Origin of the sequence: Niameybacter massiliensis (assembly GCF_001282685.1) — a bacterium.
Taxonomy (GTDB): Bacteria; Bacillota; Clostridia; order Lachnospirales; family Cellulosilyticaceae; genus Holtiella; species Holtiella tumoricola.
Map to the genome: position 1 here is coordinate 1232329 of NZ_LN875035.1, position 18532 is coordinate 1250860.

14 protein-coding genes are annotated in these 18532 nt (G+C 32.3%); all 14 read right to left on the minus strand.

All coding sequences use genetic code 11. The features are described from left to right. Window positions 1-98 precede the first annotated feature (98 nt). The gene (locus BN2390_RS11380; RefSeq protein WP_053984469.1) at window positions 99-770 is read right to left on the minus strand and encodes a sortase; all 672 of its coding nucleotides are present in this window, start codon (window positions 768-770) and stop codon (window positions 99-101) included. A gap of 137 nt (window positions 771-907) precedes the next feature. After that, a complete protein-coding gene (locus BN2390_RS11385) occupies window positions 908-2638 on the minus strand; it encodes an FUSC family protein (protein ID WP_053984470.1) in 1731 nt (576 codons plus the stop codon). 156 nt (window positions 2639-2794) lie between these two features. Then, complete coding sequence (locus BN2390_RS22265; protein ID WP_053984471.1) at window positions 2795-5941, minus strand: YhgE/Pip domain-containing protein; 3147 nt, start codon at window positions 5939-5941, stop codon at window positions 2795-2797. 149 nt (window positions 5942-6090) lie between these two features. After that, window positions 6091-7062 (minus strand): DUF4179 domain-containing protein, encoded by a 972-nt coding sequence (locus BN2390_RS11395; protein WP_053984472.1) that lies wholly within the window; start codon window positions 7060-7062, stop codon window positions 6091-6093. Window positions 7063-7076: 14 nt separating this feature from the next. Further along, window positions 7077-7616 carry a sigma-70 family RNA polymerase sigma factor gene (locus BN2390_RS11400; RefSeq protein ID WP_053984473.1) on the minus strand — a complete coding sequence of 180 codons (540 nt, stop codon included), beginning with the start codon at window positions 7614-7616 and terminating at the stop codon, window positions 7077-7079. Window positions 7617-7772: 156 nt separating this feature from the next. Further along, window positions 7773-8429, minus strand: a complete 657-nt coding sequence (pnuC, locus tag BN2390_RS11405; RefSeq protein ID WP_053984474.1) for a nicotinamide riboside transporter PnuC — start codon at window positions 8427-8429, stop codon at window positions 7773-7775. 16 nt (window positions 8430-8445) lie between these two features. After that, a complete protein-coding gene (locus BN2390_RS11410) occupies window positions 8446-11547 on the minus strand; it encodes a glycoside hydrolase family 2 protein (RefSeq protein WP_053984475.1) in 3102 nt (1033 codons plus the stop codon). Between the two features lie 36 nt (window positions 11548-11583). Further along, window positions 11584-12384 (minus strand): AraC family transcriptional regulator, encoded by an 801-nt coding sequence (locus BN2390_RS11415; protein WP_053984476.1) that lies wholly within the window; start codon window positions 12382-12384, stop codon window positions 11584-11586. Window positions 12385-12582: 198 nt separating this feature from the next. Next, window positions 12583-13509 carry a tetratricopeptide repeat protein gene (locus BN2390_RS11420; protein WP_053984477.1) on the minus strand — a complete coding sequence of 309 codons (927 nt, stop codon included), beginning with the start codon at window positions 13507-13509 and terminating at the stop codon, window positions 12583-12585. A gap of 46 nt (window positions 13510-13555) precedes the next feature. Next, entirely contained in the window at window positions 13556-14599 is a 1044-nt protein-coding gene (locus BN2390_RS11425) for a lysylphosphatidylglycerol synthase transmembrane domain-containing protein (RefSeq protein ID WP_053984478.1), read from the minus strand. Beyond that, window positions 14592-15275 carry a polysaccharide deacetylase family protein gene (locus BN2390_RS11430; RefSeq protein ID WP_053984479.1) on the minus strand — a complete coding sequence of 228 codons (684 nt, stop codon included), beginning with the start codon at window positions 15273-15275 and terminating at the stop codon, window positions 14592-14594. Before BN2390_RS11430 ends, BN2390_RS11425 begins: the two co-directional genes overlap by 8 nt. Then, window positions 15275-16351 carry an MGDG synthase family glycosyltransferase gene (locus BN2390_RS11435; protein WP_053984480.1) on the minus strand — a complete coding sequence of 359 codons (1077 nt, stop codon included), beginning with the start codon at window positions 16349-16351 and terminating at the stop codon, window positions 15275-15277. The genes BN2390_RS11430 and BN2390_RS11435 overlap by 1 nt, the downstream gene beginning before the upstream one ends. A 192-nt stretch (window positions 16352-16543) precedes the next feature. Continuing rightward, on the minus strand, window positions 16544-17047 hold the full coding sequence (locus BN2390_RS11440; protein WP_053984481.1) for an HdeD family acid-resistance protein: 504 nt from the start codon (window positions 17045-17047) through the stop codon (window positions 16544-16546). Window positions 17048-17130: 83 nt separating this feature from the next. Next, entirely contained in the window at window positions 17131-18525 is a 1395-nt protein-coding gene (locus BN2390_RS11445; RefSeq protein ID WP_053984482.1) for a transglutaminase family protein, read from the minus strand. Between the last annotated feature and the right edge of the window lie 7 nt (window positions 18526-18532).

Consider the following 18532-nt stretch of genomic DNA (forward strand, 5'->3'; position numbering starts at 1 on the left):
ACTTTATCTGTATAATACGTTTTATCTAAAACTTATTATAATCATCCTAGTGTTTACTTCAAGGCAATTAACGGACCCTTAACTCATTTAACATAATTTTAATATTCAAAAACATATTCTGCATCATAAGGTAACGTCTCTAATAACTTCGCTGTCACTACTATTCGATGAGTTGGATTAAGCGCTGGCTCACAACTTGTTAATGTAACACATGGACCTTCTTTACGATAAACAACGCTCCAGTCATTTTCTTCTACCATTTGGGTTGTATCATATATGTATTTATAAATTGTATTCTCATATATAAGATAGAGAAGATCCCCTTCCTTCAACTGATCAATATCTAGAAAGCCTCCTCTTTTTTTAATACGATGTGAAGCAATACTTACATTTGCTCCTTCTTCACTTGGCAATTGCGCATATTCATATAAGCATGGACCATTCTTTAATGTATCCTCATCTGTTTTATCATAGACAGGTTCATCTATCTCCAATACAGGAATTTTCAATTGCATCGTTTCTGCTTCATAGGCCTGCCTTATTGGTGTGATAAAAAGTTGATCATACGGTAGCGTAAAAGCTACTAGCTCTTCAGCCTCTAACTCTTGTTCAACAGGCTCCACTACCTCTACTATATTATCTTTTTCTACTTCATTGTCTATAAGTGCTTGTGCAGCTACTTTTTGTTGTCTGGTTTCTAAATTTCTAGAACCACATACCATCAATACTGCAAAGCATCCTATCCCTAATAACTTCTTACCTGTATTCATATTCTTTATTTCCTTTACCTATTCCTTACTCTAATTATATCTAATTTTATACTATATCAGAAAACTATACAAAAATACAGAGTATAGCTTTATCCTTACTCTAGGCTATACTCCATATCATTTTATTCTATTTTATCTTATCTTCTACTTTCACTTTGTGTTAAAAGCTGATGACCTAATCTAATCACAAATTCTGCATTGTCTTCTACTAACTTTGTTATCTTTTCATCCTTATAAGCCTTATTGTGTATAGATAAATGTTGACCAAGAAGGGCAGAATGAATGATTGTTTCTCGGATGATATGAGTGTTTTCTTCATGCTTTAGGCTTCTAAGTGCTTCTTTTTCTAACTTAGTATTAAGACTATCTATTTTTTGAACCAGTTCATTGATGCCGTCCTTTAACTTAAATGGTTTAACTCGTACACTTAGTTCTACAATCACTACTCCTACCATTAAATAAATTAATCTATAAAAGATTAGGCCATTAATACCTGTACCAAAAGATGATAAACACATAGAAATAACCGTTAAGAAGAAAGACATACGATAATAGTCCTTAAATGTATACACACCATAAAAACCTAATGTGATTAAAAGTACTGATATCCATTCAATATCAACAATATTAATGATCACCCCAACTATGAGACAAGCAAGTAAATTGCTTCTTACTCTATCCGACTTACGCTGCATAGTATCCTCATAATAAGGCCTTGTTGTAGACATAATAGGGATAATTGCCCAAATAATTTTATAAAATCCTAATTGATGTGCGAGTAGTAACGTAATGGTCAAGATAATAGCAAGCCGTGCTGCAAAGTTAACACGCATACTCTTAGGATTAAGTGCATTTTGGAAGTTGTCATAAAGTTGATTTAGACTTGTTCTTTCCCATTCTCCATATACTGTATTTTTCTTCTTATAATTCATTTCATCCAACTCTACAAAGTTCTTATATAAGGCTTCTAAAATTTCCATAACTTCTGATCCAAAGCCATAATGAATTGGGCCTAGCTCTACAGCATTCTTAAGCACTTGTATAATTTCATCTCTTTTAATCTCATACTTAAAATACCTATTAATAGTTTCTGTAATACTGATTAACGCTAAAAGTTGCTTCTTTCCAAACTCTCCTCTAGCGTACTCTCTATCAATACTTTCTAATAGAACATTAAAATAACTAATATTCATATAAAAGTGAAACTGTACTTTTCCTTGCTGAGTTGTAAAGTAGCGCCTGTAACCTGTTCTATAGATTGTATGGGCAACCTCATTCATTGCTGTTCTACACGCTATACTTAATGCATGGTCAAAACGTCCTTCTAAAATATTGTGAAGTTGTTCATCAATCATCTTCCACCCCTTCCCAATATTAGAATCCAAAAGAGCCTTATTACGCAATTGGTAAACAAGGCTACTTATAAGTACGCATCCCATTGCAAAAACAACTAAAAAAAGTCGACTAGGAAGTTCGCTTAAAGTAATATAGCTATACTGGCAAAAGACATAAAGCATCATAAAAGTTTTATAAGAAATTTGATCATATGGTGATACTAAACTAAAGATAATGATAAATATAGCTATTAGGTTAAATGGAATACCCCACCACATATTTTGGCTTGCTATAAAGGCCATACATACAATAACTACATCTCGTACAAGAAGACGCAAAATCTTTTGTACGGTCTTAACACGTAAGTTTTCTTTTTCATAGATGTTAGCACCTAGTACAATGACGAAAGCAATCATCATATTTTCTTTTCCAAACAAAAGACCTGCTATAAAAGTAATGATTAGACCCACAGTGCCTTTTCTAAAAACATCTCTATAATTAATATTTTCTTTTACTTTCCACTGTTGTAACATCTTGTTCCTTCCCACTTTTTGTATTTTACTCCTTAGTGTGGTTTGAAAACATATAGCTTATTCGTTATAAAAAACTTTTTAATCTATCATTAAACCTATAGTTTAAAACCCCCATACCTAGTTTTTCTAGCTATGAGGGTTCATTGGTTACTTATTCTAATGTTCTATTACACCTGATTTTCCTAATTGTTTAGAGAATCGCTGTAAGAAAGCGTTGGCTTTTTTCTTTAATAATGCACCCATAAACAAGGATAAAACAAAGAAAAATACAAGTACAATCATATCTGCTACAAGTGTAGGGGAGTAAACGCCTGCAACAGCTTCTCTCATCCCACTAATACCATACGTAAATGGTAAGAGGTCATGAATTCTTTGGAAGAATTCTGGTGTAACTTGGATAGGGAATGTACCTCCAGATCCTGCAATCTGTAATACTAATAAAATAACTCCTATTGCTTTACCAACATTTCCAAAGAGAGACACAAGTGTATACACAATAGCTGTAAACACCATACTATAGAACATAGCCAAGCATACAAATAATACTGGATGCTGTGCCTCTACCCCTAGTACCACTATATCACCAAGACCTGCAATAAAGCCTTGTAGTATGGCTAATGTAGTGAATAAAAGATATTTTCCAAAGTATTCTTGTACAGGTGTATATTCAAAATCTGCATTTTTCGCTTTTGTACTTAATAGTGCACAAAGTAATAATGCACCTACCCATAGGCAAAGGGTTGTATAAAATGGTGTCATACTTGCACCATAGTTTGCCATTGGATAAAGCTTATGTGTATTAAGAATAACAGGTGCTGCTAAGAAATCACTCTTATTACTGTTATCTCCTGTAAGTTCATTGATTAATTCTCTAATATCTACCTTTTCATCAAGTTCTTTTAACTTATCTACTATTTTATTAATGCTATCTTCAACATTAGGTATATGTCCCTTAACTTCATTAATATCATCAACAAATACTTCACTCTTATCTTGTAAACGGGTACCAAAGTCTCTTAAGTAATCTAATTCATTTCTAACATTATCAAGTAATACAGTCACATCTCCTACAAATCCAGATACACTGTTTATTTGCTCTTTAAGCTTAGCAATTAAATCTGAATCTAATAAGTCAATAGTGTGTTCTAAGGAAGCTTGAATATTATAAGTAAGCTGAGAAATATTTTGTAACATTTCTTCTAATACCACTTTATCTTCTATAACATTGCCTAGCTCACCAAGTCGTCTTTCTAACTCAGCTAAGTTCTTACTTGTAGTTCCTAACTTATCTTGAATCTTTTCAGACTCTTTATGAGAAGCTTTTGTCATTTTCTTTGAAATTTCTTCTACTTTATCTTGTACCTTATCAATATTTACAAGCATTTTATCAATTTTAACTTGAGTACCTTCAGATACACTGACTACAATATTTTTGATGCCATTTGTACCGGCTCCTACTTCACGCATAAGTTGTTCTGCTGCTGTTAACTTACCTGTAATATTGTCAGTTAACATATTTAACTGCACGCGAAGATTCCCTATTGTATTACTTAAATTTCTACTTTCAGCTCTTAGATTATTTAGGTTTTCTTCTACTCGATCTGGGTTATTGGGAGCTGCATTTATTGCATTTAGGCTTCTTTCCATATCATCTAAAGCATATCTCGCATCACCTAAAAATTCTTCATTATTACTTATATCTTCTTTAGCTTCACGTACTAAAGCTAAACTTTCATTGACACCATCTACCAAATCGCCACTTGCATTGTTATCACTATCTGTATTGCTATCTCCTACAGTATTACTGTCTCCTCCAGTATTACTGTCTTCTCCAGTATTACTGTCTCCTCCGGTATTACTGTCTCCTCCGGTATTACTGTCTTCTCCGGTATTACTGTCTTCTCCGGTATTACTGTCTTCTCCGGTATTACTGTCTTCTCCGGTATTATTATCTTCTCCGGTATTACTGTCTCCTTCGGTATTACTATCTCCTCCGGTATTACTATCTCCTCCAGGTAGACTTGGAATAGTTGGTGGTTTAAGTCCCTCTATCGTACCTATAATAAACTGTAGCTTACGTAATTGTTCATCAATCTCATTAGCTTTTGCTTGAATCACATTACGTAAAGTGGCAATTTGATTTGCTAATTTTTTATTTATCTTTTCAATTGTATCTAATACTTTTAAAGCAGTTTCAGGATCATCTAAAACTTCTTTTAATTCTTTAAGTGCTTTTATGTAATCATCTAAACTACTTACTATTTCTTTTTGTATGGTATTAACCGTCTTACTTAAATTTTTATCTAACTCATTAGCTTTACTTGTAAGTTCCTCAAGACGGTCTTCGGCATTTTCTAATTTGATTATGCCTTGGTCAATATCATTAAGTAGTACAGGTTTATTCAGTTCTATAGCATCTTTAAGCTCAGCTGTTGAACGGGATACATCTGCAAAAATAGTTTGAATTAGTACAAGGTTTTCTTTAATATCTGGAATGACTTCATCTGGTTTTACACTTAATTCATCTAAAGTTTCAACTACATCACCATTAAAGCCTATGAGTTGGTCTAAAATCTTTTGCACCTGAACCACACTCTTATCTTGTCTATCTATCATAACCTTCCCATTTTCTGCTGTTTCGATAAGAGAATCTAGTCCTGATTCTAAGTTTGGAATTCTATCTTGAATACCTACTATCATATTTTCTAGTTTTTCAAGAGTTGGATATTGTTTGTCAATTTCAATACCTACAGAATGCATCACTTCTATAAGTTTATCTGCCACCGTCTCAACAAATGAAGTGCTGATTTGATTTTGAATAGTTGTTGCACCTTTATCTGTAATCTTTGGTGCAATGGCATTTATTTTTTCATTAACATAGTATTCAAGCTCAGGTTTAACTGGATTTCTTTCAATTAATGTAAGAATCTTACTTGAAAAGTCTTCCGGAATAATGATAGTTGCATAAACCTTTCCCTCGTCTAAATCTGTTAAACTTTCTTCGCGGTCTTCATGAAAGACCCATCCTAGCGTATCATTTTCCTTCAACGAGCTTACTACTTCTTCACCTATATTTACATTAATATCTTTAAGGCTTCCACCTTTATCTTCATTCACAATACTAATTTTAATTCCATTGGTATTACCATAAGGATCCCATGATGCATAAATGTTTACCCATGCGTAAAGGGATGGCAATAAGATTAATCCTCCCAAAACAACTAAACTTACCCAGTTTGTTAAAATTTTTGAAAGGTCAGCTTTATAAATTTTAAAACTATTCTTCAGTAATTTTCCAAACATGTCTCTGCTCCTTTCTATTCATCTGCATACCTCTAACACTGATTTATTATATCTGCCTCATATTTATTTACAATAGACAATTTACCCTGTTTGTCCAAACCAAAAGAAGCTGCTGCATTAGGTTTATGCAACAGCTTCTTGATTTATTACTATTCAATTACGAAGGTTTCTCCTACTTTTTCACCCTCTACATAAACATCACAAGTTATTGTTTTTGCTTGGGCTACAACATCTTTATATTCTTCTTTCGCTACAAACTCGCCTTTTCCTGCTTGCTCACCATTACTTATAAAGACTACTTTATTTCCTTTTTCATCTACTCCTATAATCTCCATATCATGTGTCAAGAAAGATGCACTTGCTTCATAATAAATACTTTGGCTAATAAGGTTACCTTTATAATCTAATAACTTAATTTGTTCATCATTTTCTAATGAATAAGTTTGATTAATTGTTACTCCATGTGTATCTTGTTTAAGCGCTTCACCATCTGCCTTAAATTCATATACCCAGTGTGGAGAGCGTTGTTGCCCTGATAAAGGCGTATTAAGTTCTATCTTCACTGAAACTTCTCCCTCTGGAATATGCTTTAATGGAAATGTAATAACTGAGTGGCCTGTATAATCATCTATAAGTTCTGAACGCCATCTTGCACCACCATTAACTGCCTCTCCATTAATATAGACAACACCACCTGGTCCCATATAGTTTTCACTCATATTTTTCTCACTTGTTGTTGTTACTGATACTAATAACTTATCATTATTAATAATGACTTCATTAATCTTCATAGTAATCCCATCTTTTGTAACTTCTTTCCCAACCATTGTTTCATAAGCTTCCATGTTCTTATCAATGCCTAAGAAGCTTGCTATCTTATATATAGTTGGGTTAGTTGTTGCCATTACTGGAACTGCACCTATTGTACCTGCCACTATAACCGCAGCTGCGGCTACACCTACATATTTTTTGAACTGCTTATTCATATGTAATCCTTTTGTTAATCCATTGCTAAATTTTTTCATTATTCTTTTTTCCTCCAATTTGGTTAATTCTACTTTTTCATAGCCTTCTAAGTCTGTCTCTATTTCATTGATTAAGTCATAAATATTTTTATCCATATCAGTTACCTCCTCTATATTTTAAATAGCTTTTTCACTTTACTCTTAGCTCTTGATAAACGATTGTAAATGACCTCTTTTTTCATACCTGTAGCTTGGCTAATTTCTTGAACAGATTGTTCTTTAATATACAAACTAATGAAAAGTTCTTGGTCTTCTTTTTTCATATACTCAAGTATTTGCTTAAAATAAATACTGACCTCATCTTTAACATTCTCTTCATAAGTAATATCTCCAGTTGCTAGGTCTGCTGCCTCTAAGGGCTCTTGTTCTAATTCTCGCTTATATTTTCTGACATAGTTTAAGGCCGTATATTTTGACACACCCGCTAGCCAGTTTTTAAAGCTATTTAAATCTGGGTTAAATCTATCAATATGTTGCCATACAGCTAGTAAGATATCATTCATACAATCTTCTTGGTAGTGAGATAAATGATATAGATGTTTTGTGACTACAGATTTAATAATCCAACCATAGTGCTCTATGACATAAGCTATAGCCTTCTCATTGCCTGCTATCATCTCAGAAACAAAGTTTTCTTCTGTTATGCGCATAATCTTTTTCCTTCCTCATTTGCTTCTTCATACTATACTTAACATCTCATATCCAATAATCTATCACTTTTCTAAAACTTTTTATTTATTTTTTATGTAGATATTAGTATGTCCCTTTAATCCCTTATTTTTACAACAAAAAATCTCGTAGAATTTCTACGAGATTTTGAATTTCCTATTTTGAATATATTGCTCATAAACAGCAATCACAGAATTAATTGAAACAATCATATAAAATACCGCAATAGAGCATCCACTACCTGTTTCTACCATATGATAACTCCATAAAAAAGTTCCACCTAGTCCAGACATCAATGTAATGACATATGCATTCTTATAACAAAAAGCTAATAATAAGCATGCACTTACACTGCATACAAAGAAAATCGTATCTAGCAACACACTTATACTCTTTGAGCCACCAAGAACAAAGTACATCATGACACCTAAAGTAGCCATTGCTATACCTAATGCTATATTTTGCTTAATAGACATCTCTCTCATAATACTTTCTGTACTCTTTTTCTTCCTAGCCCAGCTTACAAAACTGTATAAAGCCATGGGTGCTTGTAAAAAGATCATAAATACAAAAGTTGCATAAATCTGTGTATCATAGGCCACTATACCATTTGCAATAGCATAAATAACTCCAAATAAAAAGCCAATAGGTTTATTAATAGATACAAAGAAATTAAACACTACTCCTATTATAGAAATACCTATCATATATCCCATATCCTGAGATATAATACCTGCTAGAAGGATAGTTATTAATTGTACCACTAATACACTCTTGTAGTCTTTATGTTTCATTATTCTCCCCTTTCTTTTATATAAGATCAAGCTCTAACTTAAATGCAAATGTTTGATTTGGATGAATTTGCAAAGGCTCTCCACAGTAATTTCCCCATGATATGCTTGGATAATAATAACCACATGTCAGCTGTAAGTAGTTTACTCCTCTATTCTCATTTGCTGTATGATGTACCAAAGCAGCAAGATGCCCTTCTATAGGTTTAACCCCTAAACTACTTCTATTTTCAAATTGAACTGTATACTCAAGAATATGGTGTCGTCTCATTCTAAAGTCATTAGTCACTTCCTGGCTATTCTCTTCAAATAGAAAATAATTTGCCATATCCTGTTCCCATATCCAATTAGGCCTTATACCATAAGTATCTGCAGACTTTTCTTCTTTTCTTCTTAAATAAGCAATCCCTTCATTTCTTCCAATATGATCTAATGGATAGCTTGAATATAGACCTTTACGTTTCCATTTCACAGCTTCTACTGCCGGGAATAATGAATACTCTACTCCGAATTGTTGTAGTTGCTCTATATCACCTTTGTCTATAGCCTTGATAAAAGTATGTAGATTTTCACCATCAAAAATAATATCTAGTTGATTTTTTAATTTATTCTCATACACTTCATAAGCAGTCATATAAAATATACCATTTTGAATACGATACGTTATATTAGTTACCTCTGTTACTACGCCTCGCTTCCCATCTAAATAGAAGTAAGGTCCCTCTACTACCTTATCTTCTTCACGTAAGCGATATACAACGACTTTCCCTGTGTTCTTGTTTATAATTAATCTACTAGAAGTTGTCATAATCTTGATCTCATCTTGTACTACTTCTGTTTGAAAACCTTGTCTAGCTTTGATTTTATCTATAAGTAGTTCATTTGTTTTTTCTGAGAGATAGTATGTATCTACTAAAGTTTCTCCAAAATAAAATGCCAACTCTATACCTGTGCTATATGTATTTACATCTTCTAAATAAATGATTCCATCTTGATGAGGCATAATATTTTCTTTAATCAAATCATCATATAGCACATTTCCTTCTGTATCTGTACAAATAAGCTTAACTTCGTTTAAAGAAGCATGGTCAAACCAATTGCTTACATAGAGCGTTATACCTTTACCAAAAATACTCTTACCCTCATCTAAGCGAATAGGAGAAAAGGCTTTTTTAGTTAAATAGGCTTCTGGCTTTTCACGTTTATAACTATCTAGTACTGCTCCCCATTCACCATATCCAGTAGCTCTCCCTTTTGAATGTTCTTGATGTGCTTTACTCGTCCCCTCTGGTATATAAAAGACATCATCAATACCACCCCAAATAGCACATCCTAATGCCCCATCTGTCTTAAAGATATTTTCCCATCCCCGCTTAATACTTTCTCCCCAGAACTCACGACAGCTATTATCTTTTGTTAAATCTTCTAAGTTATAGCATGGCACATGGGCAAATTCATCATGTAAAACGGGCATTTTATCATTTCCTAATTTTCCTGTTACTTCTGCATAATGATGACTATACAAATCATAAGGAAGAGGTGTTGTTTTAACCGTATAAGGATAACTAAAGATCACAGGTCTTGTTGTATCTGCTATTTTTACATAATCGTATTCTGCTCTAAAAGCATAGGTCTTTTCAAAACCAGACTCATTGGCTAAAGACCAAATAATAACGGATGGATGATTTCTACTACTCTCTATCATCTCGGCAAAACTACTGATAAATTCTTGTGGTGCACAATGGATACCATATCCATTATCCCCTTTAAAACATGCAGAATTCTCTTGCTCTACATAGATTCCTAACTCATCACATACTCCTAACAAATAATCTGAGGCAGGATAATGAGATGTTCTAATATGATTAATATTATGCTTTTTGTAAGCAACAATTTCATCACGAATTTCTTCGTTGGTTAATGACCTTCCATATAAATAAGACACATCATGCCTACATACACCACGCAGTTTAATCTCACGTCCATTGATATAGACTTTATTACATGCCGTATCATGCATACCCCCATAACTAATCTGTCTAAACCCAACCTTATGACAATTTTCTTGAACCTTTTCATTGTCTATCCATAAGCTTACTCTAACTTCATAAAGATAAGGATGTTCTGCATCCCATAGTGTTGGTTGTTCAACATCCATTTCAATACATGCAGAGTATCCCTCTAATCCCGTTGGTCTTATAAATGAAGAAGAGATATAACGATTCTCAAACTTTTTATCATTTTCATAAGCTTCTTGATTTAATTCTTGCCAGCTTTTATCTGGTCTCATTTTCAAATGCTCATGTGGAAAATGCCATTTATCTAAGAATGTTTCATCAATGGTATAATTTTCTTCTTTTACCCTTTCACCATTTGCAGTATATAGTTCAACCTGCACTTTCATAGCTTGTTTATGACTATGAAGTTGTAGATCCATCTTTAAAGTTGCATTTATATAACTTTCATCTAGTACTGTTTGTAGATGAGTTCTTGCAATATAGTTTTGAGGAAGTGCATAGAGTGTAATATTGCGCAAAATACCACCTATATTATGATGTGCATAATAACTTGCCCAAGAGGAATCACTCACCATCTGCCCCTCTTTGTTCCATATACCAGGATTTTCTCCTTCTATATCTGCTACTCCTATAATCACTGTAATAGGTTCTTCAGTTACAAATTCTGTAAGGTCACAATCCCAAGCTGTGAATCCACCTACATGGGTTTTGATATACTTATTATTTACCCATACACGTGCATTAGAATAAACCCCTTCAAATCTTAAAATAATTCTACTATTTAAATATGCTTTTGGAATTGTTAATTTTCGTCTATAGTAATACTCTACATTATTTTCAATATCATAACCTTGCATGATAAGAGAACTTGGTACAATAACACCTTCCCATTTTTTCTCATCAATCTGTCCAAAATCATAGTCCTGGCTTTTATCAAATGGTGAAGGCATATCTTCAATAGTTTCAAACAAAAACTGCCATTCTCCCTCTACTCTATTCGTTAAACATATAGAACTTTCTTCTCTATCTTTAAGTTTATTTGGAATAGGTGGCAAAATAGGTGCCTCCCATATTGAATTGTTAAAATCAGTTCTGCGAATCATGTTCTATCCCCTCTCATATGTTTATATAGTTATTAATTACATCCTATATTGCCCTCGAAAATCCTTTGGAGAAACACCTGTTTTCTTCTTAAACATCATACTGAAATACTGAAAGCTGTTATAGCCCACATCCATTCCTATCTCAGAAATAGAGCTATGAGTATTCTTCAATAAATCTTTAGCCCTTTCAATGCGTAGCATTGTAATATATTCAATTGCACTAAAACCTACATACTCCATAAATATTTTTCTTAAATATCTTGAACTTACTTTATACATTTTGGCCAATTCCTCTAGCTGAATATCCTCCTCATAATGGGCATCAATATATGCCAAAGCTGTTTCTAAAAGCGTATGCTCATATCGGCCTTTCTTCAAATCGGTATGCTCAATATGCATAGATAGCATAACAAAAAGTTTCTGCAACTCTAGATTAAGTAAAAGTTTATTGTATTCGGAATAACTTTTATAGTTATAATAGGTATACATCTGATTCATACTTTCAAGTACATCTGTACAGTTTGCAATTTTAAAATATGGCTGCTTATATTTAAAAAGAGAAAGGGAGTCTAATACTTCATCTATGTTATATAATTTAAAACTTAACTGTGTAATTTGGCATTTTTGTAATCCATCTACCATAAAACTATGTCTATAGTTAGGTGGGATAATCACGCATTCCCCTTGTTTGAGTGTAACATTCTTGTCATCTATTACCATAATGCACCGACCTAAGTTAATATAATTAATCTCATATTCATTATGGGCATGCTCATCATAAATATAATGTGCACAAAACTCCAGTTTTCCTAAGTTAATAGAATTTACACCAAGCACTCTACTCACCTCCTATGAAAAATTTTCAATCCGTACATTTATTCTAACTATCCTCTATGAAAAATCCTATAAATTTCTAGCCAAATATTATTTTAAAATTATATTTTTCGGAACTACTGTTTCAAAAATCAATTCACAAAAAATAAGCAAGAGAGCAATGCTTTCTTATATGCATCACTCACTTGCCTATTCAATCTCTTATTCTATATCTTGTTCTCTTTGTTCTTCTATTTCATCAATATCTTCTTCTATTTCTTGTTCCATTTGTTCTTCTATTTCATCAATATCTTCTTCTATTTCTTGTTCCATTTGTTCTTCTATTTCATCAATCTCATCTTGTACATCTTCTTCTGTCAATGTGTAAATATGAGAAAACTTCTTTTCTAATGCCTTATTTAAATATTTGAGCGCACCTTTATATTTTTCTTGTGTCTCTAACAGTAAGGCATAATAGTAGTATGGATCTGGGAAATTGGCATAGTTTTCGATAAGTTCTTTGCAAAGTTTTGCAGCTTCCACATTCTCTTCTAGATAATAGTAGCTGGTTGCAAGATTACTTTTTATACGCTCATTGTTTTCATAAAGTTCAAAGGCTTTCAAGTTAAATTCTAATGCTTTTTCATACGCTTCTGCCTCAATAAACAAATAGCCTAATGTTTCATAAATAAGCATACTATTTTTTTCATTTAAAAGTGCCTCATAGATTTCAATAGCTCTATGTACATTCCCTTGTTTCCAAATACTTAGTGCATTTGTAGCATTGTAGTTAAGACGTTCATTTTCATTCATAATCGCTGGATTAAGTGTGCCTAAAATCTTTGCACACGCTTCTATATTGCCTTCACTTACTAAGCGATAGGCATATAAAATTTTCGCCATGTTCGGACAGTCTTGTACTGCAATGGCTTTTTCATACAGCTCAAAGCTCTTTGTAATATTTCCCTTTTGATAAGCAGATGCTGCTGAAGAAGCCCACAAAGCTGCCCTTTGCTTATACATAACAAACCCAAAGATTACAACAAACACTCCTATACCTAAGAATGCATTTTTCATAATAAAAGAACAAAAAATACTCAGTACAGCCCCTAGTAGTAATATGATATTAGCAGAATTAATCTTTTTCATAAAATCTCCTTTCATCTCCTGTCTAATTATAACTATTATAACCTATTTATAATTTTTTTAAAGAATAGTTACGAGATTTCACTAATGAATAACCAAAAATGATTAGTCCACTTATGGCAATAGCTATATAAAAACTGACACCTCTACTAAGTAACATTGCACCACTTAAGAGATGAGCTGGAAACAATGATTGATATAAAAGTACAAATCCGCTCTCACTTACTCCCATTGCCCCTGGTACAGGGAAAGCCGACACACTTACATAAAGGACTGACTGTAAGGCAAGGATCGTCCATAAAGAATACTGTTCTAAGCCAAATGATAAGTATATCCAATAAGGAATACTGTGTAATGCTGCAACCTGTAACACTGTTGTTAATAAAATTTGTAGAACAATCCCTTTTTTATTTTTCAAATGAGTAGCACTTTCTTGATACTCTTGTAAATGGCTATATAACTTTTCTTCAAGTTGTTCCACTTTTTTATAACGACATAACCTAATAAGCACAACAACACCATTTACTAATACTGTCGATAGTCTTTTTGAAAAAATAAAAATTAATACAATAACAAGAATCATAAAATTCATAAAAACGCCCAATAAAATAAGGTACCTTAACCCTCCAATGGACTGGGTCATACGGTTATATTGTCCTATCAAACCAATACATGCAAACATTATAGATACCACCTGAAAGCTAGATAACTCAATAAGTAATGCTAAAGAAGAATGTGAGATAGATACTTTATCCTTTTGCATATAATAGATTTGCATAGGTTGTCCACCTGTAGCAGAAGGTGTAATTGAGCTGAAAAAGAAACCTACCAATGCATATTTTATTGTCTGAAAAATGTTTTTATGATATCCAAATATTCCCAAGCACCTTTTAATATTCCACGCTTCGCCTAATACAAATAGCCCCATACATGCAAGTGCTATAAAAATATAAGGAATCTTCACACGTCTTATGATGTTCAAAAGTTCTGCTATATTTTCATTTCTTAACAAGATGAACCATGTAAGTGCAAGTACACAAATAAATACCACACCGCCCTTTAGTATTTGTTTGCACTTGCTTTGTTTATTCATAATAATGCTCCACTGTATCAAACTTATAACCTTTTGAAATCCAAAATGGTAATACACCCTCTAATGCTTCAATCATTCTTCTTGGCGCTTCATTACTCCCACGTCCATCATGTAAACATACAATATCTCCACCATTTGTTCTCACGATTAGTTTTTGCTGAATTTTAGTAACTGTTGTATTCCCTCTCCAATCCTGTGCCATAACCTTCCATAATACAGCCTGTAATCCTCTTTTTTTAGATTCTAAAATCGTACTAATATTAAAGTGTCCCCATGGAGGTCTAAAATAATGAATATCTACACCTAATTGCTTCATAATCTCTATACTTTGCTCAAAATCATATTCAGTAGATGCTGGTGTCTGCACTAGCCCATTTTTATGTGACAAGGAATGTAAACCTATTAAATGCCCTGCCTGCTGCATTCTCTTTATAATTGCTGAATTTTGTTTTGCAAACTCTGCAACTACAAAAAAGCTTGCTTTAATATTGTATCTATCTAATAAATTTAACAGTTGAAGTGTGTATTCTGAGTCTGGTCCATCATCAAATGTTAAATATATGGTTTGATTACATCTACCTTTTTGAAAGTAGTTCCATATTTTATATCCATATGTAGGCATAATGCTATAACTTAAAAATAGAAGAAACAATGCACTAAAAATGACTATCTTCATTATGCAACCTCCTTTTTACCAAAATAATGAGATGGGCATAGGCAATCCCATTCAAGTTTTATATTTGCCATATTTACTTCCATCTGCTCAAGAAGAGCATCATTGTTAAGAAGATCCATAATATCTTCATAGACATCCTTTTTATCTGACCACACAATACGTCCAATATTTTTTTGTTCAATATATTCCGCATTCCCAATTTCTTGCATCAGAAATGGCTTAATAATATACAAAGGTGTTCGGCAATAAATTGCTTCAAAAGTTGTACTACCTCCAGACTTTGTAATAACTAAATCTGCTCGTCTCATATACTCTGCTACTTTATCTGTATATCCTACTACATTAATAGCTGGAAAATCTTTTTTCATCTTTAAAAATAAGGCTTTATTTTTTCCTGTAATAACAGTAATGTGTAAACTTTTATTCCTACATAACTTAGTTAAAAACTTATGATATGAAGGAATAAGTCCAAGTCCTCCTCCCATAATAAGCACTTCTTTTCTCCTCTTTATACCTGTATGTGTTTTCAATACCTCCTTATGAAAATCCTCTCTTACTGGAATCCCACTGACTCTAATCTTGTCTTCATATACACCTTTAGAAATAAGTATATTCTTTGTAATGGTTGCTCCGACAAAATATATATCTGTATGGGGCGTTATCCATTCTTCATGAGCCGTAATATCTGTAATATAAGTATATAGAGGAATCGATGTGCCTACTTTTTCTTTATAGGCTGAAATGTATTGTGAACTCACTGGTAAAGTGGATATAACTAAATCCGCCTGATACTCAGATAATAATTGGTGTACTTTTTTTACAACTGATTTCTTCAATGTTATATTACTATGTCTACATGCAATTTCATTTAAGCAGTTATAAATAGAGGCACACTTATTTACCATAAAGTTAAAGCTGGCGTAAATAACTGTACTACTTTTTGGAAACATATATTCAATTATATCTACTATATATACATGCGCTTCAGGATTCATTCTTGTAATCTCTTGCTGTATTGATTCAGCTGCGCTATAATGCCCCATTCCAAAGTGCCCGGTTAAAATTAAAATATTCATCACGCTTCTTAGGCAGTCATTCGCCCTTTCCTCCTAATTGTATATTTGTATTTTATTCATACAGTATACTTAAGAATTCTTTCTGTAAGATTTACATTCCCTTAAGAAATCTTAAGGTAAAAAAATAAATCCAGAAGCTCATCACCTAACAAGCTTTCTGGATTTATATCATTCATATTTTATTTTAAAACTTTAGGCATGGCATCCTATATAGACTTCACTTCCTGCTAAGAAGATAAAATAAGCACCTATAATGTACGGAATATAAGGGATTATAAAGACTATAGCCACTGGTGAAAGAACAATAAGTAGACCAATAATTACAGTAACTACTCCTTGTATAGTTCTAAAATTCAAACCTAGATTTTTATTTTTAAAAGCTATGACAAGTTCAAATAATCCTCTTACTAGAGACCATGCACCATAAAATACAAGTAACATTTCTATGGTTGCCATTGGTGAAATAATGAGGATAAGCCCAAATAAAATATCTATAACACCTGATATTAAAGTATACATTTTAAATGAACTATGCCATCCATGCACAATCTTTGATATGGCAGCTCCAATCATGAGTATGCCTATTAAAAAAGCAAAACTTAATAAAGATTGTAATGGACATAAGAAAAATAAAATTCCCACTACAGCAAGCAAAATACCATCTAGAATAAATAATTTATCAATATAGTTTTTCATTCTTGTACTCCTTGATTTATAATTTTTATCCTATAGCTATTTTGTCTCATTTTCAAAAAATCACTCATACATATTATGCTTTTTCATTTTATATTCCAAATACTCTCATCTATTATAGGATAAATATATCCCGCATCCTTTAAGAGTATAAATCCTGCATTATATACAGTATTAATAAATTGTTTTGTTTTACTATTTCTAATATGTTCTGTATATTCTTTTTTCATTTCACCACTAAATGCATTATTAAAATCTATATCCACACTTAAAGTTTCAAAGGCTTTATCTAGAAGCTCCAAATAATGCTTTTGCATTTCTATAACTTCCTGTTTCTTCTTTTGAAATATATCTTGATTTAATGTACTACTTTCATCTTTTAATGCTCCAATAGCTTCTTTTATCTTATCCCCTTCTTCTATAAGTTCATCATGATTTATTAGAAGTACAGAGTTTGTCGATGTTAGCTCATCTTTTATCAGGTAGTCCTCTTGAGTATCCATATTATAGCATCTATTTTCATTTGCTTCCGTTGTATAAAATATCTCGTAAGTTTCAAAATCAACTGTATTATAGATAGAATCTGCTAAAAATGTAAAACGTTCATTTACGCACTTTGGCAACTCATATTTAGGATACTTACTATTACCTCCACTATGCCATCCATCATAATTTCTATACATTTGCTCATCTGTCTTACCAAAATCCCAATAAGTCACTCTTCCTTTTTCAGTTGTGCTTCCATAAGTTGCATCAACATGATAATAAGCGCCATCCATCTTTACAATATTCCAAACATGAGATTTATCATTAGATACTGCTAAATGGTTTTCTATACCTAATTGGTCTAAAATGGTTCGCATTGCATACGCATAATGAGTGCAAATACCTTTTTGACTTACAATAATATCCCCTTGTGTGCGTCCATCTATACCTATTGTGTAAACACACTGTGAAAGCCAATTATAGATTGCAAGAACTTGCTCAGATTCACTTCTACTCATATCCACTACTTCATTTAAAATATATTCTATTTTTCTAATATACTCATCTTTATAAGCAATAGCAGTATCTCTATCATATATACCAAAATATTGAATATTGATTACTTGATTAATAGAATCTAGGCTTAATCCTGATAGATAAGGAAACTCTGGACGACTATAAAGTGCATCTGCAAGACTTTCTAATTCTTCTTGATCTAGAGTAAATCCCTCTATATTAAGAGAGGGTTCAAACTGATTAATAGCATCTACCAATAGCTTATAAAGTTCTTCATCTGGATTAAGATAAGCCTTTTCATTAGGTGTTATTAAATATTGATTATAATTAATATACATCTTTTCTTCTTCCTTATTAGGTATCACTAAATCATCTGTATATTTGGGTTCCTCTTCTTTTATATTGGTATTATTACTACATCCAACTAATATTAAGCTACTAAACAACATCATTATTAGATATTTTCTTAGCTTATTCATAACTACC

Excerpts from the sequence above, each read along its gene's own strand:
- BN2390_RS11435 (WP_053984480.1), bottom strand. The coding sequence starts at position 16,351 with ATGAATATTTTAATTTTAACCGGGCACTTTGGAATGGGGCATTATAGC.
- BN2390_RS11385 (WP_053984470.1), bottom strand. The coding sequence starts at position 2,638 with ATGTTACAACAGTGGAAAGTAAAAGAAAATATTAATTATAGAGATGTT.
- BN2390_RS11445 (WP_053984482.1), bottom strand. The coding sequence starts at position 18,525 with ATGAATAAGCTAAGAAAATATCTAATAATGATGTTGTTTAGTAGCTTA.
- BN2390_RS22265 (WP_053984471.1), bottom strand. The coding sequence starts at position 5,941 with ATGTTTGGAAAATTACTGAAGAATAGTTTTAAAATTTATAAAGCTGAC.
- BN2390_RS11395 (WP_053984472.1), bottom strand. The coding sequence starts at position 7,062 with ATGGATAAAAATATTTATGACTTAATCAATGAAATAGAGACAGACTTA.
- BN2390_RS11410 (WP_053984475.1), bottom strand. The coding sequence starts at position 11,547 with ATGATTCGCAGAACTGATTTTAACAATTCAATATGGGAGGCACCTATT.
- BN2390_RS11430 (WP_053984479.1), bottom strand. The coding sequence starts at position 15,275 with ATGAAGATAGTCATTTTTAGTGCATTGTTTCTTCTATTTTTAAGTTAT.
- BN2390_RS11420 (WP_053984477.1), bottom strand. The coding sequence starts at position 13,509 with ATGAAAAAGATTAATTCTGCTAATATCATATTACTACTAGGGGCTGTA.
- BN2390_RS11440 (WP_053984481.1), bottom strand. The coding sequence starts at position 17,047 with ATGAAAAACTATATTGATAAATTATTTATTCTAGATGGTATTTTGCTT.
- BN2390_RS11400 (WP_053984473.1), bottom strand. The coding sequence starts at position 7,616 with ATGCGCATAACAGAAGAAAACTTTGTTTCTGAGATGATAGCAGGCAAT.
- BN2390_RS11380 (WP_053984469.1), bottom strand. The coding sequence starts at position 770 with ATGAATACAGGTAAGAAGTTATTAGGGATAGGATGCTTTGCAGTATTG.
- pnuC (WP_053984474.1), bottom strand. The coding sequence starts at position 8,429 with ATGAAACATAAAGACTACAAGAGTGTATTAGTGGTACAATTAATAACT.
- BN2390_RS11425 (WP_053984478.1), bottom strand. The coding sequence starts at position 14,599 with ATGAATAAACAAAGCAAGTGCAAACAAATACTAAAGGGCGGTGTGGTA.